This window comes from Pseudomonas sp. GV085 (assembly GCF_003050925.1).
Taxonomy (GTDB): Bacteria; Pseudomonadota; Gammaproteobacteria; order Pseudomonadales; family Pseudomonadaceae; genus Aquipseudomonas.
Genome location: NZ_QAOV01000018.1, coordinates 12,864 through 34,406 on the forward strand (window position 1 = coordinate 12,864; position 21,543 = coordinate 34,406).

Sequence of the window (21,543 nt, forward strand, 5' to 3'; positions counted from 1 at the left end):
TCTACGTATTTATTGCGCATCCTAAACAGCGAAAGATATGTCCAAGGCGAACCCGGTGCGGTTTGCAGCCATTGACTCGTTTTGGAGATTCGCAATGAAAGCTTGGTTATTGAAAGATTTCGGGCTCGACAACCTGCAACTGGGAGAGACAGCGACCCCGCAACCCAAGGCCGGTGAGTTGCTCGTAAAGGTCGGCGCTGTCTCGCTCAATTTTCGTGACAAGGCGATCGTTGACGGTATCTATGAGCCGCATAGGGTGCCCAAACCCCTCATCCCGGTTAGTGATGCAGCCGGCACAGTGGTCGCGGTGGGTGACGGCGTCACGCGTTTTAAAGTCGATGATCGGGTCAACTCGCATTTGTACTCCCGTTGGCTGGATGGCGAGCCTGGGCCGAATGAACCGGATTACTGTTTCGGTTCGCCATTGCCTGGCGGTTTGGCCGAATACATGATCATCCACGAAGACAGCGCCGTGGCTGCGCCAGACAACATGAGCGATGAGGAGGCGGCGACGCTGCCGATTGCCGCGCTCACGGCGTGGTACTCGCTGGTAGACTTTGGACAAATTCAGCCCGGGCAAACCGTGTTGGTTCAAGGCACTGGCGGTGTGTCCATATTTGCCGTGCAGATCGCTACTGCGCTTGGCGCGAAGGTGATCGCAACGTCGAGTAGCGACGAGAATCTGCAAGCCGTGAAGAGGCTGGGAGCCGTAGCGGGCGTCAACTACAGAACTACTCCGAACTGGGCAGACGAAGTGCTGAGGTTGACCGAAGGGAAGGGCGTGGATCTGCTGCTCGATGTGGCCGGTGGCGCCGGCATCAATCAATCGGTCGCAGCGACCAAGGCATCCGGGCGTATTGCGCAGATCGGCTTTTTGACCGGGCAGACCGTTGAACTCGATCTGATGCCACTGATTTTCCGCCAGACGACCATTCGCGGTATTGCCGTAGCGCCGCGCTCATCGTTCGACCGGATGAATGCGTTCCTTGACGAACACAAGATTCGTCCCGTGATTGATCGGGTATATCCGTTCGAGAAAGCACGAGACGCTTACGAGCATCTTGCGAAGGGAGCATTTGGAAAGGTTGTAATTAAAATCGCTTGATACCGTTAAGGCGCCAATATGGCGCCTTTTTTCACCTACCTCAGTAGATCCAATTGCGAAGTCTGAGCCGGGCGAGACTCAGCCTCGAACGTCCGCTTCTGGCCGATTCTGTTGAAAAAGTCGACCATGGTTTGCGCAGCAGAAAAGTATGCGTCCGAGATTGAAATCTTTACTTGCGGCGGAGGTTTCCGGACTCGGATTTCACGTAGCAGTGTGCAAAAAGGCGTTTTAACCAGTCAATGACCCGGCTGTTGGGGCGAACCGACTTTTTCAACAGAAACGGCCGTTTTCTGCCTGTCGTGAGCGGCAGAAGTCGACCCAGAGTGTGTAAAAACGCCTGCGCGAACCCTTGCTATGATTTCTGAGGATTTCATCGCAGGGATCGCCCATGAAGCGCTTTATCCAAGGTGAACATCGAGGCCAAGGCACCTAATTTGGTTCCCGCCGTGCATCGACGCGTGGTAGCGTCGGCGATCGAGGAACTAAACGGTTCTGACTGCCAAAGCTTTTTGCCGACGATACAGAATCGTCGTCGCCGAGAACCCGCACACCGCCGCGAACATCAGCCAGTAGGCAGGTGATGCCTTGTCGCCCGTGGCCTGGACAAGCAGCGTCGAGATTGCCGGGGTAAAACCGCCAAACACCGCGGTGGCCAAACTGAAGGCCAGTGAAAACCCGACTACCCGCACGTTCTGTGGCATGACTTCAGTCAGTGCTGCGACCATGGCACCGTTGTAAATGCCAAAGAAGAATGAGAAGTACAGCAGCACAGCGAGCAGTCGTTCGAAGCTCGCCGCCTCTGCCAGCCAGTGCATGGCGGGATAGGCGGTGAAGATGCACAGCAACGATATCGCCAGCAATAGTGGCCGACGGCCAATGCGGTCGGAGAGAGCGCCGCCGATAGGCAGCCAGATAAAGTTGCTGATGCCGACCAGCAGTGTGACCACCAGGCTGTCGGTGGTGCTCAGGTTCAGCACTGTCCTGCCAAACGTCGGTGTGTAGACCGTAATCAGATAGAACGTGGTGGTGGTCATGGACGCCAGCAAGCCGCCCGCCAGTACGGTGCGCCAGTTGTCACGCATCGAGCGAAAAACTTCGCGAGTTGTTGGACGATGGCTGCGAGCAGTGAAGGCAGCGGTTTCTTCCAGTGAGCGGCGAATAATGAAAATGAACGGGATGATCACGCAGCCAATGAAGAACGGAATACGCCAGCCCCAATCGGCGATTTCAGCGGCTTGCATCGTGGCATTGATCGTGTAGCCCAACGCGGCTGCGACGACGATCGCCACCTGTTGGCTGGCCGATTGCCAACTGGTGTAGAAACCGGTGTGACCGGGGGTGGAAATTTCCGACAGATACACGGAAACACCGCCCATTTCCGCGCCGGCGGAGAAGCCCTGTAGCAGCCTGCCCAACAACACCAGAATCGGTGCCGCAACGCCGATGGCGGCATAGCCCGGCACCAGGGCGATCAATACGGTACCGGCGGCCATGATCGACAGCGTCACGATCAGCCCTTTGCGACGGCCCACCTTGTCTATGTACGCCCCCAGCACAATGGCGCCTAACGGACGCATCAGGAATCCGGAGCCGAATACCGCGAAGGTCATCATCAGCGAGGCAAACTCGCTGGTGGCTGGAAAGAAAGTCTGGGAAATGTAGGTCGCGTAGAACCCGAACAGAAAGAAGTCGAACTGCTCGAGAAAGTTACCGCTGGTGACCCGCAAAATGGCGCCCAATTTGGACCCATTGGCTCGGGTTGTTGCCGTTGTCGTTTTCATTATGGCTACCGTTATGCTCGCTATTGTTTTTGGAATGAGTGCTTTAACCGTCAGTCGCTTCCGGCGTTGATCGGGTTGGGTTGACGCTTCTCGATGGCGTGTTTGAGCAGCGCTGCGCTGCGGAATATTCCATGGGCGAATTTGCTGTAGGGCATGGTCAAGAAAAACGCCATGACCAGGCCGAGATGGATAGCCAACATCAAGCCCAAGGCGTTGGTTTCACGCAAAGCCAGTAGCGCCAGGCCGCTTGCGCTGACCAGAAACAGCAGCGCGATGAAGCCGCGATCCATGGGTTTTTGGTTCTCATCGCCGTGCGCAGGATTGCGACGCAGGTTCAGCCAAAGAAGACCCGCCGGGCCGATCAGCAGGCCGATGCCACCGGCAATACCCAACATCACCGGCAAGCTGAAGATCGGATAAGGCGCCGACCACTTCAGCAGGTAGTGAAAGAGCGTGGCGACACCGGTGGCGGCGAAGCACAGCATGAAGCCGTAGAAGGTGAGGTGGTGGAATCGGCGTCGCCACAAGGTGAATTGATCGTCGGCGTTGTTGCAGCCTTCGCCATGGCCGCCGTCCAGGTATTTGAGCTTCGCGACGTTGGCCGTAGCCTCCAATGCAGCAGACGTTTTCAGCGGCAGTGGCGCTGCGACCGGTGAAACATTGCGCCAGAAGCGCCGTATACCCATGGTCAGGGCAAGTACCGCAAAGCCGAACACTGAGCCGAACATCAGCGCCAGGGTGTTATGCGGGAAAATCTTGTAGAAGTTGCCACCGGGAATGGCCGTGAACAGGTTGCCCATGAGCATCAGGGTCAGGCATAAAAACAAGGCCAGTCCCCCACCGGAAGCCAGCGCCAGGGTCAGGCCGTTGCGCTGATACAACCTGCCCATCACTTGCGGCCAGGCGTATTCGGCGTAAGTATCCAGGCGCACTTTGGCCATGGCTTTGGGTATGTTGACGTCGAATTCGTGTGGGGCGGCGTACTGACAGGCGTGCAGGCACGCGCCGCAGTTATGGCACAAGTTCGCCAGGTAATGGATGTCGGCCTGAGTGAATTCCAGGCGCCGGGTCATCGCCGGAAATACCGCGCAAAAGCCTTCGCAATAACGGCAGGCATTGCAGATGGTCATCTGCCGCTGGACTTCACTTTCGTCAAGATTCAACACCGGGATCAACCCGCCCGACGCTTGGGGATCAAACAGTTGCATGTCGAGACTCCGTGTTTGCAAATGAAACGCCATAGCCCACCGAAGCGGCCGCCTGCACACCGGCGATGCGGCCAAACGCGGTACCGATGGCCATGCCGATGCCGGCGGTGTAGCCCTTGCCCAGAACATTGCCGGCCATCATTTCTCCCGCGACGAACAGGTTGGGGCTCGCTTTGCCGTTGAAATGCACGGCAGCGGTTTCGTCGGTGGCGAGGCCGAGGTAGGTGAACGTGACACCCGGTTTAAGCGGGTAGGCGTAGAAAGGTGGTTTCACCAATGGCCGCGCCCAATGGGTTTTGGCGGGCATCAGTCCTTGGGTGTGGCAGTCGTCCAACGCCGTGTGATCGAACGTGCCAACGCGGCAGGCGCTGTTGTAGTCCTCGACCGTCTTGACGAATTTTTCTTGAGGCAGCTTCAACTGGCGGGCAAGGTCTTGCAGAGTATTGGCGGTGGTTCCGGGAAAGACCGGCGGCATGAAGCAGCCGATGGCTTGTTGATCGATGATCGAATACGCCTGCTGACCGGGTTGTCCGGCCACCAGACGCCCCCAGATCGCATAACGTTTTGGCCAGAAATCCTCGCCTTCGTCGTAGAAGCGTTCGCCATCACGATTGACCACCACACCCAGCGATACGCAGTCGATTCGGGTGCAGATGCCGCCGTCGTAGAGTGGCGCGCGGGCATCAATCGCGACCATGTGTGCTTGCGTCGGATCGCCGATCACATCTGCGCCAAGGTCGAGCATGCGCCGTAGCAAAATACCGGTGTTGAATCGGGTGCCCCGGATCAGGAAATTGTCCGATGGCCATTCACCGCGTTCGTTCTGACCCCAGGCTTCGCGCAGCCATTCACGGTTGGATTCGAAGCCGCCGGCCGCCAACACGCAGGCCCGGGCTTCAATGCGTTCTGCGGCGAAACGCTGACCATCGACCTCATGTTCGCCCACATGGGCGGCGACGAATTTCCCCTCATCCAACTCGATGTCGGTCACTTGCGTGTTGTAGCGAACTTTTACACCCAGGCGCTCGGCGCTGCGGAAATACGCATTGACCAGCGCTTTGCCGCCGCCCATAAAAAATGCATTGGTCCGCGCCACGTGCAGCGCGCCGGACAGCGGTGGCTGAAAATGCACGCCGTGTGAACGCATCCAATCGCGGCAAGAAGACGATGCCCGAATTGCAATGCGTGCAAGCTTTTCATCCGTGAGGCCACCGGTGACCTTCAACAGGTCTTGCCAGTATTCTTCTTCCGGATAGGCATCGATCAGCACGTCCTGCGGTTCGTCGTGCATGCACCGCAGGTTACGGGTGTGTTGGGAGTTGCCACCGCGCCAGATTTTCGCAGAGGCTTCCAGCAGCATCACGCTGGCGCCCGCTTCTCGCGCCATCAGAGCGGCGCACAAGGCAGCGTTGCCACCCCCTATGATTAAGACATCGATCATTATCGCTCCTCGATTTGCAAGGAAGCGGGAACGAAGTGCTCCTTGCGAGTGGGGAGAACGATAGGGTGGGGAAGGAGTGGCCGAAAGGCTGCTTTTGACGCGGGGTGTTTAGTTTTTCTAAAGGCTTTGTCGTCAGGAGAGATTTATGTGTCCGGGGTTGAACGAGGATTACGCGTCTACCCCTTCTATCCACGTAGCTCCAGGCCACTGTTTGTCGACGACCAACTGTCGCGCCACATCGACGATGACCAACCGCGTTGCCAGCGCCGCCGGAGAGAGTTCGTCGTCAGCCAGCGTCGCCAGAAGATTACGCCGGCCAACATGGGGATCGGCAATCCTGATCAGTGAAAGTCCGGACCCGTCTTTCAATGCAGCGGCCGCCCCCGGTTGTATCGTCGCCGCATGACCGGCCCGAACGGCGTTCATCAAAACAGCGAGACCGTCGACTTCCATAATGACATTGGGTGTTAGCCCGACCCGCTCGAACGCGCTCATCAATGCCGAGCGCAGTCCATGTTGCGCACTGGGCATTACCAGCGGCAGGCCGCCGAGGTCGGCTAACTGCACGCTGTCACCAGAAGGCGCTTGAGGCAGGCTGGGCGAGGCAATGACAAACAGCTTTTCATCCAGCAGCGGAGTCACGCTCCAGCGTTTACCCCCTTCGAGCTGGAACAGGATGGCCAAGTCAATTTGCCGTGCGTTGAGCTGCGCCGCCAAGTGGCCGGAAAGCATTTCCACCAAATGCAGTTGTATGTCCGGATAACGCGCACGCATTGCGCTGATCAACGGCAACGCGAGCACTGTCGCGGTAGTCGGTGGTAAGCCGACGCTGACATAACCGCTCATTCGCCCGCGATGGGCGGCCATGATTGCGTTTTCCGCCTGGCGTAGCGTCAATTGGGCATGGTGTAAAAACGCAAGTCCGGCGCCAGTGGGCGTCACACCGGTGGAGGTTCGATTCAGGAGGCGGGTGCACAGTTCGCTTTCCAGCTTGGAGATTTGCTGACTGAGGGCTGACACACCAACGTCCAGTTCAAGTGCCGCACGCCCCAGGCTGCCAAGCTCGATGATTTTTACGAAATAACGCAGTTGTCTCAATTCCAATGTGGCTGCTCCCCGCGAATTTGTTATTCAAATACCTGAACGTCTGCCACGCAAGTTACGAAGCCCGAAGAGGCAGCATTGTCGCAGGTTTGGGTTGACCGTTGAGCGCGTGCGCTTTGTCGAGGACTGGTAGCAGTTGACCCGAAGCTGTCATCGAGACTGTGGCCACTGATCCTGTATTTCATCCCATTGCTCCTGGCCGTTTTCTGCCCTGCGTGAAGTGCAGTAACAGATCATGCTTAGATGTTGGGGGTGGTAAAAATGATACTGGTTGCAACGGCCGTTGCAGCAGAAACTTCAGGGTATTGGCCAGGTCAATTGGGGCCCTGTATCGCAGATGCCGAACAGCGCTGTGGTCTGTTTTACTGTAGGAGCTGGCTTGCCAGCGAAGAGGCCCGAAAGATCGATGCACAATTCAAGGCCGCCTTCGCTGGCATGCCAGCGTCCGCCACTGATGCCAACCAAGCGTTTTCTGCCGGGTCTCATCCTGGCGTTCTGCGCCGTCGCGTCGTTTTGTTCGGTCGCTGCCGAGCGAAGCGTGCCCGCGCAAAGCAACAGCGCATCGACCACCCTGATCGAAACTGCCTCGCGGCAGTATGAAAATGGCCAACTGGACCAGGCCGCCGCCACGCTGGAGCGCGCTCTGCATATCCAGCCGAACAATCCCGCGACGCTGCATTACCTCGGTGTGTTGCGTCTTCAGCAGGGGCAGTACCAGCAGGCGGAAACCCTGGCGGCGCGCTCGAACATGCGGGTTGGTCGCAACGTCGAGTTGCGCAACCGCAACTTCCAATTGATCCAGGCGGCGCAGCAGGCCCAATCTTCGGGTACCCCACCCAATGCCAAAGAGGATCTGGTCGCAGTACAAAAGGGGCTGGAAGAGGAGACCCAAAGGCGCCGCGAAGCAGAAAAGGCCGTTGCTGAACAATCCATTCCGGTCACTGAGCGTGACGTAGGCAACTACGCTAGCGCAGAGACAGATCGGGTTTCGGATGCGCCGATGGCCGGAAGAGCCGGGCCCGAAGGAAAATTGCAAATGGCTAATGTCGAGCCAGAGCGGGCGTACGCTGAGGTTGAGATCCCCCGCGGCCATATGCCGCCTCCGGGTAAATGCCGAATCTGGTTTCCTGATCGTCCGCCGGGGCATCAGCCCGCACCCGGCAAATGCAAGAAACTGCGATATCGGGTTCCGTCAGGAGCCTATCTGGTGCGCGGTTGAGTTTCTGAGTGGCCACTTCTGGCTAGGGGGCTGATCGTCGCGAAGGGCTGCACAACCCATTGCAGCCATAGCCCAACGACTGTGATCGGGACAAAGCTACCTGCCGAAAACGGTACCAAATGCGCACTGACCGATCGTCATCAATTGGATCAAAGCCAATACAGTAGCGCAATGGTATACAACCAGCCGATGCTGAGGGTGATAGTCAGGTAGATCACCACGAGCAACAGAGAGTGATTCCACATGACACTGACCTCCCATAACCACGGTTTGAGGCGCGTCAGGGGCGTCTGATAAACCGAATGAACTCAGGTCAAGCCCGTACCACAGCATCCGCGCTGCTCCTGAATCGGCGGGCACTTCACCGTGCCAAACGAACAGAACACACAGCAGTCACCGGGGGTCGGGCGTAGCAGGGTTTTGCAACTGCCACACTCGTAGAAGAACTGACAGGCATCTGTGGGCATGACTTCCTGCCTGGCGAAACCGCAATGCGGGCAGGTCAACACGGACTCGAGGATGACGGCGCTCATGGTTGCCTCACTTGTGAATGGTGGAGGGATAACCCGCCTTCGTCGTCGGTTTCCGCTGGTGCCGGAGCCGTCGTGTTCTCCATTGAACCGTTCTAACCCAGGGTCACTTTACACTCCGTACCTGAGTACAGAATCAAGGGGCGTGTGATGGCGACAGGGCTGAGTATCGGCAAGTCGGCGGAGACTGCCGGGGTGAACATCGAGACTATTCGCTATTACCAGCGACGTGGCTTGCTGGATGAGCCGCCAAAGCCGCTCAGCGGTTATCGATGCTATCTACCGTAGCAGCTCAAACGGTTGCGTTTCATCAAGAGGGTGCAGGCGCCGGGATTCACGCTAAAACGTAGCTTATTCCTTGCCCTGGGGGGAAAGCTCAAGCCCCCATGCTTCGCTCTCAGGGTCATTATCACTCAGGCGGGAATCGGGCAATCCAGTGCCTGGCAATCTCCTCGCGCCGGCAGACCCACACCGCGTCGTGGCCTTGCACGTAATCGAGAAAGCGCGCCAGCGCCATCGCACGACCAGGATGGCCACTGATCCGCCCATGCAGGCCGACGCTCATCATCTTCGGGTGTTGCGCGCCCTCTTGCCACAGCAGGTCGAAAGCATCCTTGAGCAGCAGGAAGAAGTCTTCACCGCAGGCGAAACCATTAGGCAGCAGATAGCGGGCGTCGTTGTTGACCAGTGTGTAAGGGATCACCAGGTGGGCGGGCGAGCCTGGGAGCCAATAGGGCAGATCATCGTTGTAGGCGTCCGAGCTATAGAGAAACCCGCCTTCTTCACGCAACAGGCGGCGGGTGTTCTGGCTGACCCTTCCTGTGTACCAACCTGTGGGGCGTTTACCGCAGATCTGCTCGATCACGTCGAGGGTGAGGCGGATATGGCGCCGCTCCTGGTCTTCAGGCATGTCGCGATAGTCCAGCCAACGGTAGCCATGCCCGGCAATCTCATGCCCGGCAGCACAGAGCGCATGGCCGATAGCCGGGGTGAGTTCCAGCGCCCGGCCGACGGCGAAGGCGGTCAGCGGCAGGCCTCGGGCGCTGAACAGCTCCAGAATCCGCCACACACCTGCGCGCGATCCGTATTCGTACATGCCCTCGACGCTCAAGTCCGGTTCCCCCACACGCGGCGGGCGGCCCGCAAGCTCGTGAAGCCAGGCCTCCGACTGTGCATCGCCATTGAAGATGCAGGACTCCGCGCCCTCTTCAATGTTGAGGACGAACTGGACCGCGACGCGCGCCTCACCGGGCCATCGCGGGTGGGGCGGGCAGCCGCCATAACCGATGAGGTCGCGAGCGGACATCAGCCCAGCTCGAAGGTCGTGACGCCGAACACACGTTCGTGCGCGATCGCCGGAGGAGGGCCGAGGTACATGCGTGCGCAGCCGAAGACCTCGATCATGCCCTGTTGGTGCACGAGCGCCATCGCGGCGGGGTTATTCTCCGGGACATCGAGAAACAGCGGACCACCCTCGGCAAATTCCGCCAGGCGTGCGTAGAGGGCATTGGCTGCCAGGGCGTCATCGGCGAACAAGGGGCCGATCTTGTAGCCTTCCCGGCAGCGCCTTACTACGCCATAGCCGCTTAGCCCGCCCTCGCGCCGGCAACCCACGGCGAGTGCATCCGCCTGGGCTATCCACCCGCTCAGGAAGCTTGTGCGTGCGGCGGGGAAGCAGGTGCGGTCGTAATCGACAACCTGATCGAACGGGAAGGTGGCCAACGGGACGATGTCCTGGCCGTCTACCTGCGAGGTCGCCGGGCGTTCGGTGAGATCGGCACGAAAACGCATGTTGCGATGGGAGAAGACGAAACCGCCCTTGGCGTAGTAGTCCTGCATCGCGAAGACGCCGTCCATGCCGATGCTCGCGCCTGGGCGCAGGCGGGCGAGGAGTCGCTCGCGGCGTGCGTGCCAGAGGGTATTGCCCAGACCTTGACCGCGATATTCAGGCCGGACGATAAAAAAGCCCATGAAACCGAATTCGCCATTGTAAGAGGTGATGGCACCGCCGCCGATCAATTCGCCGCCCTGGTACGCCGCGATGAAGGCGGCAGGGTCCGTAGCCCAGAACAGCTCGGCATCGTGAAGGCCGGGATTCCAACCCTCACGGGCAGCCCAATCGACGAGCTCGTCCAGTTCGGGACGGGTCATGTTGCGTATGACCAGCTGATTCGACACCGCGAAGTTCTCCTCAGTCGCTAATCGAGCGTGTGGTCCATCCCCGCTCTGAACCCTTTCGGTATAGCTTCAACCCGAGTATTGATCCAGGTCGTCATGTCATCTGCAGCACATGTTCATTGCCATTGAACTGTCCTGAGCGCGAGGCCCGGCCACCCGAGCTCCCCGTAGGAGTGTCGGGCGTTGTCGTATTACGCATTCGCAGCGGGCGTTTTATTTCAATCGGCCGAGCAATACCTTGCCGACCTCGGTGGCCGAGGCAGGATTTTGGCCGGTGATCAACTCGCGATCGACGACGACATAGGGCGTCCAGTTTTCCGTGTTGCTGCTGTACACCCCACCGGCTTTCTCAAGCGCGGTTTGCGGGTAGAACTTCATCTCCCCACCGTTGAGCAGGCCTTTGGCTGCTTCCTCTTCCTTGTTGCTGATAACGGTCATCTTGTAGCCCGCATAGATCCAGTCGGCGCTGGCGTTCACCGGTTTTGCGGTCTGGAGTTGGCGGGTGAAGTCCTGCGCATCAGGCAAGGTCGACAGCAGGGCGATTGGGCCATGGCAGACGAGGGCAGTGGTCTTGCCTTGAGCATGGAAGTCCATCAGCAAGCGACCCAGCGAACGGCTGTGCAGCAGATCCTGCATCGGCGCATGGCCACCAGGAATGTAGACTGCATCGAAATGCGCATAGCCGATCTGTTCCACCCGGGCGAGGCTGATGACCGGTGATTGATCCGGCACAGTGAGTTTCAATTGGTCGAGCAGATGCTTGTAGGTCTCAAGCACGACCTCATCGTTGTTGAAGTACATTTTGTCGATAGACGTCTTGTCCACGGTCGGGACCCTGCCATTCGGGGTCGCGAAGGTGATGGAGTGGCCAGCGTCGAGCAGCATCTTCACCGGTTGCAACAGCTCGTTCAGGTAGAACCCTGTCGCGAAGACCTTGCCATCCTTCAAATCGAGTGTCGCCGAATCGGAAAGCACCACAAGCACATTGCTGGCGCTCGCTGTCAGGCTGGTACCGAGCAATGCTGTGGTCAGGGCAATACGGGTCAGTGTCTTCATGTCGTGTCCAGAATTAATCGGGCGACCGGTTGCCGCTCCTGCCTGGATACTCTATTGATGTGTGATATGGCGATAAACTATCGCCAATGGAATTCATTTGGACCTAGGAAGCAATAATGGCGCGTAGATTCGACCATCTCGGCGATGTGGAGGCCTTTATACGGGTAGTGGAGCAGGGCACTGTCAGCGCTGCGGCCGTCGCGCTGGCGACCACACCTTCAGTGCTCAGCCGCGCGTTGACCAGGCTTGAGTCGCGCCTTGGCGTACAACTGTTGCGACGTACCACCCGCAGGCTAAGCCTCACAGACGCCGGCAGGTTGTACCTGGAACAGACCCGTCTGGCGTTTACACAGATCGAAGAGGCGGAGCGAACCATTCGAGGCCAAGAAGGCGAGTTGAGTGGACGCGTGCGCATGAGCGTACCGACAACCTATGGGCATCACCGTCTGCCACCGCTGCTCAGCGCATTTACCCGGCAGTATCCTGCTGTCTAGGTGGAGCTGAGCATCACCAATCGAAACGTTGACCTGATTGCCGAGGGCTATGATCTGGCGATTCGTTTGGGACATTTGCCTGACAGTGGCTTGGTCGGACGCAAGCTGGAAGATGCTCGATTGTCTCTGGTTGCCTCCCCCGAGTACCTGGCTCGCGCCGGTGTCCCAGCGACACTGGAGATGTTGAGCGAACACGCTTGCTTGCCGTTCATCATGCCCAGCAGTGGCAAGATCGGGCCTTGGTTGTTTTGTCTTGACGGGGAAAACCTGGAGTGGGTACCGCACGCCAATGTAGTGGTGTCGGATGATGTCCTCGGAATCGTTTCACTGGCACAAAGCGGTCTGGGAATCTGCCAGACCTATGACTTCATCATCCGCGACAAGGTGTTGCGCGGAGAGTTGGTAGAGGTCCTTGTGCAGTTGAGTGGGCGCAGCAGGCCATTCTCGATTATCTATCCGCCTCACCGGCAGTTGTCAGCCGCATCCAGAGCGCTGATCGACTTCATTTTAGCCAGGACTCAGTCCTGAGCTTCATCATCCAGACACCCAAGAGGGTGAGCGATCGAACTTCTTGGTCCGGTTGTGTGCGTGCTGAAAAACACTATGGAAAGCTGCCGACCATCAAGGGCTGCTACCGACCTGGAACAGTCGGCGAACAGAATAATCGCAAATTAGTGGCTATGCTTGGTCTGCTGTCGAAACTGATCAGGCAGTCCGGCAGGCTGCGCGGAAATGACCCGCAACGTGCCCTATGTCACCCATCGTTGGTTGGCGTGACACTTAAGACGTATAGCTTCGGTAGCTTTTGCTTGTCTCGGGAGCTTCGCTCACGAAAACCAGCGTGAATCCAGAGCAGAGAAAAAATTTGGCTAATGCTACGTGCGGTGTGTTCTCAGGTTCAGGTGTGGGCACAAAAGGTTGATTGGTTTCCGAATACCGCTTCTATTGGTCAATTTAGAAGGATTATGTTTGGAGATTGTGAAATGGATTTTTTCAGGAATAAAAGCACCGCAAAGCAAGCCATACCCACCCGTTCAAATAAGCCGCGCTCGACCAAATGGCACCGCATGTACTTTTTTCTTGCGGGATTCGACGTGCTGGTTGTTGTGCTGAGCGTGCTATTGAATCACCTGATCGTCGATACCTATCACCGCTCCATCACGGCAAACCAGTCGTGGGTCCAACAGCTGTCGAGCTATTCAACGCTGGGCAGCCTGGCTTCCAAAGTCAATGCGCCGGGCAATAATGTGTTCGATACACATGATGTTGAAGCCGAATCGCGGAACATGAATGAAGCCTTGCGCGCCTTCAGCGAGCATTTGGCAATGGCCAAAAAACAGTTGGAAGTACGGATCGCCAATGACGCTGAACACAGTGCTGATATACAAGCCTTTACCCTTGCATTGAAGGATGAGGTGGGTGCAATTGATGCCGCGATGGTCGAAATGGTGAACGAGGCCTTGCTGATCTTTTCCTACTTCAGGGAGGGGCAGTCGGATAATGCCGGCAAACGCATGGCAACGATGGACAGGAAGTATGCCCTGTTGCTCGCCTCACTCAGTACCGTGCGGGATCGCGTTGGCCTGATTCAAAGCAGGCTCCTGGAGGAGGAGCTTGAGTCGGTCGAAGAACTGCGCCGGGTCGAATACGCGATCATGGTGTTCGTGCTACTGATGGTCAGTGCGGCCGTTATCTACGGGGGCAAGATCAGGCGCGAAATGGAGTCGCAAGCAGCCGAAAGGGAAGGTTATCTGGCAGTGCTGCGCGAAAGCGAGAAGCAGGCCCGCCAGCAAGCATCGCTGCTGGACAAGGCCCAGGACGCCATTGTCGTTCACGGGATGGATAACCGCATCCTGTACTGGAACAAAAGTGCCGAGCGTCTCTACGGTCTGTCAAAGGAAGAGGCACTCGGTAAATCGGCACAGGAGTTGATCTACCAGGGTAGCGCCGCTTTCAATGCGGCCACTAACAGCCTGATAGAAACGGGTGACTGGGCGGACGAAGTTACACTTCGACGCCGGGATGGCTGCATCATCACGCTCGAAAGTCATCGAACCCTGGTGCGAGACGATGATGGCCAGCCGCAATCCGTTCTGTCGATCAATACTGACATCACCCACCGTAAGACCGCTGAGCAAGAGGTCCAGCGTTTGGCCTTCTACGATCAGTTGACCGGGCTGCCCAACAGGCGGCTCATGTTGGACCGGTTACAGCATCTGCTGGCGGGCAGCTCCCGTAGCCTGCATACGAACGCGATAATTCTCATTGACCTGGATAACTTCAAGGCACTGAACGACACGCTGGGGCATGACAGAGGCGACATGTTGCTGCAGCAAGTTGCTCTGCGCCTTTGCGGCTGCATACGCGAGAGCGACACCGTGGCTCGCCTGGGCGGAGACGAATTCGTCGTCCTGCTGGATGGCCTTAATGAGAATCCTCCAGGAGCAGCTATCCAGGCCAAGGCTATTGGCGAAAAGATTCTCAACTCTCTGAACATTTCCTACCAGTTGGATGGATATGAGCACCACAGCACCCCCAGCCTCGGCATTGCGCTGTTCCAGGGGCAGCTGAGCACAGTGGACGATATTATGAAGCGCGCTGACCTGGCGATGTATCGCGCCAAGGCGGCGGGCCGCAATACCATGCGCTTCTTCGATCCGCAAATGCAGGCGGTTGCCATGGCACGCGCCAGACTGGAAGTAGACTTGCGCCAAGGCTTGCAGGACAACGAATTCCTTCTTCATTACCAGCCGCAGGTGAATAGTGAGGGCCGTATCATTGGCGCAGAGGCACTGATGAGATGGCAGAATCCTGAGCGCGGAGTCGTGTTTCCAGGCGAGTTCATTCCATTGGCAGAGGAATCGGGGTTGATTCTGCCGTTAGGCCGTTGGGCGCTGCAGGCAGCCTGCACTCAGCTGGTTGCCTGGGCAAAGCATTCGGAAACCGCCCGACTGGGTATGGCTGTGAATGTCAGCGCCCGCCAGTTTCACCATCCGGACTTCGTCGAGGAGGTACTGCAAGTACTGAGATACACGGGGGCCGATCCGAAGAAATTGAAACTGGAACTGACCGAAGGCCTGCTGATAGAGGATATGGAAGGTACTGTCGCCAAAATGATCGAGTTGAAAGAGATCGGCATAGGCCTTTCGCTGGATGATTTCGGAACCGGCTACTCGTCACTGTCATACCTGAAGAGCCTTCCGCTGGATCAACTCAAGATCGACCAGTCCTTCATCAGAGATGTGCTGGTTGATCCCAACGACGCCGCCATCGCCTGCGCGATTGTGAGCCTGAGCCAGATATTGGGGCTTTCGGTGATTGCAGAAGGTGTGGAGACAGAAGCTCAGCGCACCTTTCTGGTCAAGCATGGCTGCCAGACCTACCAGGGCTTCCTGTTTTCCCCGCCACTGCCAGCCGAACAGTTTGAGGCGTATGTTCACGAAAGATTAATGGCGAGCACTGATTTCCCACGGACCAAGACTAAATCGCCATAACTTCGCAGGTGCCTGGGAACCGCCGCCATCAGCAACCACCTGTACTTCATAACCATCGCGCACCAGGCTCAGCGCCGGATAGACCGTGCAGACGTCATTGGTGACCCCGGCGATGATCAGTTTCTTGCGCCCCGTAGCCTTGACCGCCGAGGCGAAGTTCTCATCGTCCATGGCGTTGACGATAAACAACATCTCAGGCTATGAGCTCGTAGCACTGCGGCGATTTTTTCGCCCTCAGGGCGTCAGCTCGCAGCGTCTGCGCCAAGACTTCGTGGAAGTGGCTTAGCTTGGTTCGTTCAAGGGTGGCGCCCGTCAAGTTTGGCTATTTGTGGTAAATGCGGACCCTGTTCATGGCGCCGGCACTACGCCGCGCGCCATGAACGAAGATCGAAGCCTTATTCGACTGCCGCCGTCTCGGCCACACGTTGAACCGTGGCCGGTTTCAATGGCGTCTCGGGCGAAGTCTGCGGCGTGTTCAGGTCACGGGCAAAGGTCCTGTCGTTTTCGCCACGGAAAAAGTTCTTGCCGTAGATCAGCAAGCACAACACCACGCCGATAGCGAACGCCCAGCTCGCGCCCTTGATTGCCAGCACCGCACCGATCACCCCGGCGATACCCAGGTCACGCTGGCTTCGCGCTTCCAGGATGCCCAGACGCACGCTGACATAACCCTGGATCAGCAGGGTCAGGGACAGCGCGACGCCAAGAATCGGTTGAACCAGGGTTACCACTGGCAACAGCAGCAGCCCGGTATTGGTCCCCCAGCGGAATGAGCCGACACCGCCAATGATCGAACCCATTGCCTTCGGCCCACCCTTGAAACGTTCGATGATCACCACCAGCATGGCTGCCCACTTCGGTCCGCACATGGCGACGTCGGGGCCGAAGATGCTCATGAAGGCGTTGCGTGCGCCGAAGATCAGGTGTGCGCGGTCCGGGTTGTAGTCGATCTTCTGGTCGGTGCGGATCTGTTCAGCTTCGTCCAGCAGTACCTTGGCGCTGAGCACGTCGCCGAACACGATGATGTACACCGCCAGCACCGTTGGAATTGCCGAGATGAACATCGACAAAGGCGGCATGCCGAGACCGAACACCGTGTAGTGGGTCCACAAACCAATGAAGTCCGGCTGGCTGATGCCCCATTGAATGGTCGGCCACGGCGCCTCGTTGAACAACGGAGCGATGACCACCGCCAGCAGGACAATCGGCAGGATGCCGAGCTTGGCGAAATTCCACCAGAACGCGTTCTTCTGCTTGAGTACCTGGAAGTGCTGGGAAAAAATCAGGTAGAACGCCAGGCCCACCGCGATGGAGATCGTCCATGGGAACGCGTCAAACTTGCCACCCACCTGAAACACCGCGATCACGGCACTCAGGCCCGCGCCGACGATGATCCCGGATTTCATGGCCGCCGGTATGTAGGTGAACACCCGTTTCGCCATCCCCGTGGCCCCCAGCGCAATGGAGAACACGCCGAGCATCAATTGAAACGCAATCAAGGCATGGACACGTTCCGGGCCCACCGGAAAGGTTGCGCAATAGGCCATCAACAGCGGCACCGCCGGGGTGATCCAGCCCGGTACGGTCGGGTCGCCGAGCAAGTGATGGGTGAGGTACAGCAAGCCGTTGAGCATGACCACCGCCAGTGCCACTTCGAATGGCATTCCGAGCAATTCGGTCATCAGCGGGATCGCCGCCAGATCGACTGCGCACATCAGCAAACCTTGCAGGTAGTCCGGCAACTCGAATTTGTAGTGAATAAAGGGCAAGCGCACCTTGAACGGGCCAAGGGCGATGTACGGACTTTCATAGCGTGGTTCAGGGGAACTGGACATGGGCTGCACCTGTTTTATTGGTCTTGTAGGGTGAGCGCTTGATGGGGCATCGAGCGCTGAACGGTTTGCGGGGCGCCAATCAAAACGCCGAGCGATAGATTTTTTCGATATCGACGGCGCTCAGGCGGCGCGGGTTGTTGCGCATCAGGCGCTCGATCTTGCTGGCCTCTTCGGCCATGGCCGGGATGGCGTCCTCAGGAACATCAAAGGCGCGCAGGCTTTTGGGAATCTCCACCGCCTCACACAGATCGGCCATGGCCTGCACAGCGGCATCGGCGGCTTGCGGGTCGCTCAGGTGGGACACGCGCAGGCCCATCGCTTCGGCGATATCGCGCAAGCGCTCGACACAGGCCAACTTGTTCCACTGCATCACGTGCGGCAGCAGCAAGGCATTGCTCACGCCATGGGCGATGTTGAAGCGACCGCCCAACGGGTAGGCCAACGCATGCACCGCGCCGACACCGGCATTGCCAAAGGCCATGCCGCCCATGAGGCTGCCGGTGGCCATGTCTTCGCGAGCTTGCAGGTCGGCCGGGTTGGCATAAGCCTTGGGCAGGGCCTTGGCGATCAATTTGATGGCGCCCAGTGCCAGTGCGTCGGTGATCGGCGAGCGATTGACCGACAGATAAGCTTCGATGGCGTGAACCAGGGCATCCACGCCACTGGCGGCGGTGACGCTGCGCGGACAGGTCAGGGTCATGGCCGGGCTGACCAGGGCGACATCCGGCAGCAGGTAGTCGCTGACGATGCCCTTTTTCAGTTGCGCTTGCTTGTCGGAAAAGATTGCGACGCTGGTCACTTCCGAGCCGGTGCCGGCGGTGGTCGGAATGGCGATAAGGGCAGGGCCCTTTTGCTTGACCAGGTCGACGCCGAACAACTCGGCCAGCGGGCCGTTATGCCCGGCGAAAGCCGCGACGCCTTTGGCGATGTCAATGGCGCTGCCGCCTCCGAGGCCGATCAGGCCGTCATAGCCGCCTTCGTGGAAGGCGCGGGTGCAGTCTTCAACGATGGCGATCTCGGGTTCTGGCTTGACCTGATCAAAGACGCCGTAACGCCGACCTCCCAATTGCGCAAGGGCAAGGTCTACCGTGCCGGACTTGACCAGCACCGCATCGGTGACGATGAGCGGAAAGTTGATATTCAGGCGGGTGAGTTCAACGGATAGCTGCTCGATGGCGGCTTCTCCGGTAATCAGTCGATTGGCGATTTTGAACGCTGAGGCAGTCATTGGCTCGTCCTATGTAGTTGTTGTTTGCGCAAGGGCGTGTCAACCGGACATAGCGAATGGCGTGCCAGAATGCGCAAAGCCCCGGACGGCGGGGCTTTGCGGGAAACAGGCGGGATTAATGCAGGGGGTTGCGATCAGTATCCTGATCGCCCGGGGGCTGTTTGATTGGAATACTGATCAAACGTTGTCAGTCAGAGTGTTCCCAGCGCTTCATTTTTTGCACCACGGTGGCCTGGCTCACACCCAGGGCCTTCGCCGCCAGGCGGGTGGTCTTGTGCAAGCGCAGTGCCGCGCGAATCGCCGCGCGTTCGGCGTTCTCGACAATCTTGCGCAGCGGCAGGCGGCCTTGGTCGGTGTCCTGCGGGCTGAGGTTGAGTATCTCTTCGGGCAGATCCAGCGCCTCGATGGTGTCGCCCTGGGTGGTGACCACCAGCCGCTCCACCACGTTGATCAACTCACGGATATTGCCTGGCCAGGCGTACTCACACAGCAGGTCGAGCGCTTCCAGGCTCCACTGCACCTGGCGTGCGTAACGACCGTTGTAGGTCTCCAGGTAGAAATGCAACAGCGCCGGGATTTCCTCACTGCGCTCGCGCAGGGCGGGAATGTGGATGGGGACGACGTTGAGTCGGTAGTACAGGTCCGCGCGGAACAGCCCCTGTGCCACCCGCTGTTTGAGATCATGATGGGAGGCGCTGATGATCCGCACGTCCACTTCCTTGAGCTCCAGCCCGCCAACCGGAATGAAGCGATTTTCTTCTATCACCTTAAGCAACTTGACCTGGACCGGTAACGGCAGATCGCCAATTTCGTCCAGAAACAACGTCCCGTGGTGGGCCAGTTCGAGCAGGCCACGCTTGCCTTTCGGCCCGGCGCCGGTAAAGGCACCGGGGACATAGCCAAACAGTTCGGCCTCAATGAGATTTTCCGGCAGTGCACCGCAATTGAGTGCCAAAAACGGCTCTTTGGCACGGGGGCCGGCATTGTGGATGTATTGCGCGACCAGGGTCTTGCCGACACCTGTTTCGCCTTGCAGCAGCACCTTCACCGAGCTGCTGGCCACCTGGCGCGCCAGGGCGAAGACCCGGCCGGAAACCTTTTGGTCCGCCACGGGCAGGGAGTTCAACAGTTCGTCGCGTTGACCGGCATGTAATTGCGCGGTGCTGTTGCGCAGTTGTTTGAGCTGATGCAGTTCGTCACGCTCATGCTTCATGCGCAACAACTCGGTCATGTCGCGTACGGTGCTGACCACGTAACGGATACGTTTGACGCTGTCGAAGATCGGTGTGGCGCTGACCAACAGTTTTTTCCCGTGACTCACGCTCTGCATCACCGAAACGGGCAAGCCTTCGCGTAAAACCCGCAGAGTGGCGGACTGAGAGATCGTCCCTTCATTGACCAGCACTTGCATGGAGCGCCCCACCAGTTCGGCACTGTTGAGGCCGGTCAAGCGTTCGTAGGCCTTGTTGACCTTGAGTGTGTTGCCATCGCCGTCGGTGATGTAGACGCCGTCGTGCAGGGCGTCCAACAGTTCTTCGAAACTTGCGTCATTGACGTTCATGCAGGAATCCAGGACAGCATAGTGGGGTGTTTAGAGCGCTAGCTTAATGCGTCACCCCCGGTCATGTTCGATCGATCGCTGCGGTTTTTCAGCCGCGCCGCTATCGCAGCGATGAAGATCGGCACGATCAGCAGGATGAACAATTGCACCGGGTTCCATTTCAAGCCCAACAGCAGACCGCCGCCATACGCGCCGAACCGCGCGCCGCCCGTCATCAAGCTGATCCTCGTGAAGCGAATGCGTGTGGGGTAGTAGTTGGCAGCCTTGCGTACCCTCTTGAGTCAATTGAATCGAGCGCTGGAAATGATTCATTGTGCCGGAACCATTCGTTTTCTATCTGGCGCTATTTCGATTCGAGAGGGAGGAGTCGCTTGCATGCAATTCCTCAAGGATCTCGAGAAAAAGCTCTGCGCTTCGTGACAAAGGGCGAGAAGCCTCGGTTATTGCGCAGATGGTGTTATGGAACACGGGGCTGTCCGGTAACTCCCGCAAGTCGAAGCGCGGGGCGATAAGTTCGACATAATGCTCCGGTAGTAGCCCGGCATAACCTCCACCTTCAACGAGCATCGCGATCGCTTCCAGTCCTGCGGCTTCGGGCCCTCGTTCAAAACCATGTGTAGCCAGCGTTTCCTCGACGAAGGGATGCGGTCGATAAACCAGTTGAGGTCGGAGCAGTTTCTCGCCCGGCGCTTGATTCGCTACATACACCCGATGATCTTCGACGAACAGCTTTTGGTAATGGAAGGCTCGCTCTTTGCGGTACATTCCACGAATAGCCACCTGCACCCGGCGCTCGCGCAGTGCCTGGTTCAAATTGGCAAAGGTCATCACGGCCACTTCTGCCTGAACGTTAGGGGCCCTGCGTCTCAGTTCTTTCAGCGCGTCGACCAGTCGGCAATTCGGATCGGCGAGCATATGCTCGACAGTTCCAATCGAGACGGTGCCGGATATCACGGCACGTACCGCATCAATTTCCGGCTTGATCCGTTCAAGGGAATTGAGTGCGTTGGTCGTCAATTCCAGCGCCACTCTCCCGGCCGCGCTCAGCTTGAAACCTGCCGGACCTCGCTCGCACAGACGCACACCCAGGCGCTCCTCGACCTCCTTGATATGCCTGCTGATCGAGGCTTTGGTCATATTCAGCCGGCGTTCAGCCGCAGCAAATCCCCCGGCTTCAGCGGCGGCACAGAAAATACGCAGAGAGCGTAAGTCACGCTCGGTAAGGTCGAATCGGTTCATGGATAAAAGGTATCAGATTCCAAGACCATATCGCTAATAAAGTGATTTTACTTGCGCTTTCGCACTGGCT

At 58.2% G+C, this 21,543-nt stretch carries 16 protein-coding genes and 3 pseudogenes; 5 read left to right on the forward strand and 14 right to left on the reverse strand.

Annotated elements, in window-relative coordinates:
* Window positions 1-94: 94 nt before the first annotated feature.
* Window positions 95-1,105: an NAD(P)-dependent alcohol dehydrogenase gene (locus C8K63_RS27070; RefSeq protein ID WP_108219477.1), complete on the forward strand. Its 1,011-nt coding sequence runs from the start codon at window positions 95-97 to the stop codon at window positions 1,103-1,105.
* Between the two features lie 482 nt (window positions 1,106-1,587).
* Here C8K63_RS27070 and C8K63_RS27075 read toward each other — a convergent pair whose 3' ends face one another.
* The 4 genes from C8K63_RS27075 to C8K63_RS27090 all read right to left on the reverse strand — a co-directional run bounded on the left by C8K63_RS27075 (window position 1,588) and on the right by C8K63_RS27090 (window position 6,639).
* A complete protein-coding gene (locus C8K63_RS27075) occupies window positions 1,588-2,886 on the reverse strand; it encodes an MFS transporter (protein WP_108219478.1) in 1,299 nt (432 codons plus the stop codon).
* Window positions 2,887-2,936: 50 nt separating this feature from the next.
* Complete coding sequence (gene tcuB, locus C8K63_RS27080; protein WP_108219479.1) at window positions 2,937-4,094, reverse strand: tricarballylate utilization 4Fe-4S protein TcuB; 1,158 nt, start codon at window positions 4,092-4,094, stop codon at window positions 2,937-2,939.
* On the reverse strand, window positions 4,081-5,535 hold the full coding sequence (gene tcuA / locus C8K63_RS27085; protein ID WP_108219480.1) for an FAD-dependent tricarballylate dehydrogenase TcuA: 1,455 nt from the start codon (window positions 5,533-5,535) through the stop codon (window positions 4,081-4,083). Before tcuA ends, tcuB begins: the two co-directional genes overlap by 14 nt.
* A gap of 168 nt (window positions 5,536-5,703) precedes the next feature.
* Window positions 5,704-6,639 carry a LysR substrate-binding domain-containing protein gene (locus tag C8K63_RS27090; protein ID WP_108219481.1) on the reverse strand — a complete coding sequence of 312 codons (936 nt, stop codon included), beginning with the start codon at window positions 6,637-6,639 and terminating at the stop codon, window positions 5,704-5,706.
* Window positions 6,640-7,093: 454 nt separating this feature from the next.
* On the opposite strand from C8K63_RS27090, the gene C8K63_RS27095 reads away from it, so the two are divergent.
* On the forward strand, window positions 7,094-7,858 hold the full coding sequence (locus tag C8K63_RS27095) for a tetratricopeptide repeat protein (protein WP_108219564.1): 765 nt from the start codon (window positions 7,094-7,096) through the stop codon (window positions 7,856-7,858).
* A gap of 308 nt (window positions 7,859-8,166) precedes the next feature.
* Here C8K63_RS27095 and C8K63_RS27100 read toward each other — a convergent pair whose 3' ends face one another.
* On the reverse strand, window positions 8,167-8,391 hold the full coding sequence (locus C8K63_RS27100; protein ID WP_108219482.1) for a GDCCVxC domain-containing (seleno)protein: 225 nt from the start codon (window positions 8,389-8,391) through the stop codon (window positions 8,167-8,169).
* A 147-nt stretch (window positions 8,392-8,538) separates the two neighbouring features.
* Between C8K63_RS27100 and C8K63_RS27105 the strand changes: the two are divergent.
* A pseudogene (locus C8K63_RS27105) lies at window positions 8,539-8,673 on the forward strand (MerR family DNA-binding transcriptional regulator); the annotation flags it as partial.
* Window positions 8,674-8,797: 124 nt separating this feature from the next.
* Here C8K63_RS27105 and puuE read toward each other — a convergent pair.
* From puuE to C8K63_RS27120, 3 genes are all read right to left on the reverse strand, one after another.
* Entirely contained in the window at window positions 8,798-9,694 is an 897-nt protein-coding gene (puuE, locus tag C8K63_RS27110; RefSeq protein WP_108219483.1) for an allantoinase PuuE, read from the reverse strand.
* Entirely contained in the window at window positions 9,694-10,566 is an 873-nt protein-coding gene (locus C8K63_RS27115; protein ID WP_108219484.1) for a GNAT family N-acetyltransferase, read from the reverse strand. The genes puuE and C8K63_RS27115 overlap by 1 nt, the downstream gene beginning before the upstream one ends.
* A gap of 213 nt (window positions 10,567-10,779) precedes the next feature.
* Window positions 10,780-11,622 carry a type 1 glutamine amidotransferase domain-containing protein gene (locus tag C8K63_RS27120; RefSeq protein ID WP_108219485.1) on the reverse strand — a complete coding sequence of 281 codons (843 nt, stop codon included), beginning with the start codon at window positions 11,620-11,622 and terminating at the stop codon, window positions 10,780-10,782.
* A gap of 116 nt (window positions 11,623-11,738) precedes the next feature.
* Here C8K63_RS27120 and C8K63_RS27125 point away from each other — a divergent pair.
* A pseudogene (locus C8K63_RS27125) lies at window positions 11,739-12,644 on the forward strand (LysR family transcriptional regulator).
* A gap of 455 nt (window positions 12,645-13,099) precedes the next feature.
* Window positions 13,100-15,610, forward strand: a complete 2,511-nt coding sequence (locus C8K63_RS27130) for a bifunctional diguanylate cyclase/phosphodiesterase (protein ID WP_108219486.1) — start codon at window positions 13,100-13,102, stop codon at window positions 15,608-15,610.
* 15 nt (window positions 15,611-15,625) lie between these two features.
* On the opposite strand, the pseudogene C8K63_RS27135 reads toward C8K63_RS27130, so the two are convergent.
* The 6 genes and pseudogenes from C8K63_RS27135 to C8K63_RS27155 form a co-directional block, all read right to left on the reverse strand.
* Window positions 15,626-15,799: pseudogene (locus tag C8K63_RS27135) on the reverse strand (isochorismatase family protein); the annotation flags it as partial.
* 206 nt (window positions 15,800-16,005) lie between these two features.
* The gene (locus tag C8K63_RS27140) at window positions 16,006-17,445 is read right to left on the reverse strand and encodes a hypothetical protein (RefSeq protein ID WP_108219487.1); all 1,440 of its coding nucleotides are present in this window, start codon (window positions 17,443-17,445) and stop codon (window positions 16,006-16,008) included.
* A gap of 79 nt (window positions 17,446-17,524) precedes the next feature.
* Window positions 17,525-18,673, reverse strand: coding sequence for an iron-containing alcohol dehydrogenase (locus C8K63_RS27145; protein ID WP_108219488.1), 1,149 nt, complete (start codon window positions 18,671-18,673; stop codon window positions 17,525-17,527).
* Window positions 18,674-18,860: 187 nt separating this feature from the next.
* A complete protein-coding gene (locus tag C8K63_RS27150) occupies window positions 18,861-20,234 on the reverse strand; it encodes a sigma-54-dependent Fis family transcriptional regulator (RefSeq protein ID WP_108219489.1) in 1,374 nt (457 codons plus the stop codon).
* A gap of 38 nt (window positions 20,235-20,272) precedes the next feature.
* A complete protein-coding gene (locus C8K63_RS30410; RefSeq protein WP_158273966.1) occupies window positions 20,273-20,449 on the reverse strand; it encodes a hypothetical protein in 177 nt (58 codons plus the stop codon).
* 118 nt (window positions 20,450-20,567) lie between these two features.
* The gene (locus C8K63_RS27155; RefSeq protein ID WP_108219490.1) at window positions 20,568-21,473 is read right to left on the reverse strand and encodes a LysR family transcriptional regulator; all 906 of its coding nucleotides are present in this window, start codon (window positions 21,471-21,473) and stop codon (window positions 20,568-20,570) included.
* Window positions 21,474-21,543: the final 70 nt, after the last annotated feature.

What these genes read in the sequence shown, in the direction of transcription:
- C8K63_RS27120 (WP_108219485.1), bottom strand. Translation starts at nt 11,622, where the DNA reads ATGAAGACACTGACCCGTATTGCCCTGACCACAGCATTGCTCGGTACC.
- C8K63_RS27140 (WP_108219487.1), bottom strand. Translation starts at nt 17,445, where the DNA reads ATGTCCAGTTCCCCTGAACCACGCTATGAAAGTCCGTACATCGCCCTT.
- C8K63_RS27150 (WP_108219489.1), bottom strand. Translation starts at nt 20,234, where the DNA reads ATGAACGTCAATGACGCAAGTTTCGAAGAACTGTTGGACGCCCTGCAC.
- C8K63_RS27130 (WP_108219486.1), top strand. Translation starts at nt 13,100, where the DNA reads ATGGATTTTTTCAGGAATAAAAGCACCGCAAAGCAAGCCATACCCACC.
- tcuA (WP_108219480.1), bottom strand. Translation starts at nt 5,535, where the DNA reads ATGATCGATGTCTTAATCATAGGGGGTGGCAACGCTGCCTTGTGCGCC.
- puuE (WP_108219483.1), bottom strand. Translation starts at nt 9,694, where the DNA reads ATGTCCGCTCGCGACCTCATCGGTTATGGCGGCTGCCCGCCCCACCCG.
- C8K63_RS27145 (WP_108219488.1), bottom strand. Translation starts at nt 18,673, where the DNA reads ATGACTGCCTCAGCGTTCAAAATCGCCAATCGACTGATTACCGGAGAA.
- C8K63_RS27095 (WP_108219564.1), top strand. Translation starts at nt 7,094, where the DNA reads ATGCCAACCAAGCGTTTTCTGCCGGGTCTCATCCTGGCGTTCTGCGCC.
- C8K63_RS27070 (WP_108219477.1), top strand. Translation starts at nt 95, where the DNA reads ATGAAAGCTTGGTTATTGAAAGATTTCGGGCTCGACAACCTGCAACTG.
- C8K63_RS30410 (WP_158273966.1), bottom strand. Translation starts at nt 20,449, where the DNA reads ATGACGGGCGGCGCGCGGTTCGGCGCGTATGGCGGCGGTCTGCTGTTG.
- tcuB (WP_108219479.1), bottom strand. Translation starts at nt 4,094, where the DNA reads ATGCAACTGTTTGATCCCCAAGCGTCGGGCGGGTTGATCCCGGTGTTG.
- C8K63_RS27075 (WP_108219478.1), bottom strand. Translation starts at nt 2,886, where the DNA reads ATGAAAACGACAACGGCAACAACCCGAGCCAATGGGTCCAAATTGGGC.
- C8K63_RS27155 (WP_108219490.1), bottom strand. Translation starts at nt 21,473, where the DNA reads ATGAACCGATTCGACCTTACCGAGCGTGACTTACGCTCTCTGCGTATT.
- C8K63_RS27100 (WP_108219482.1), bottom strand. Translation starts at nt 8,391, where the DNA reads ATGAGCGCCGTCATCCTCGAGTCCGTGTTGACCTGCCCGCATTGCGGT.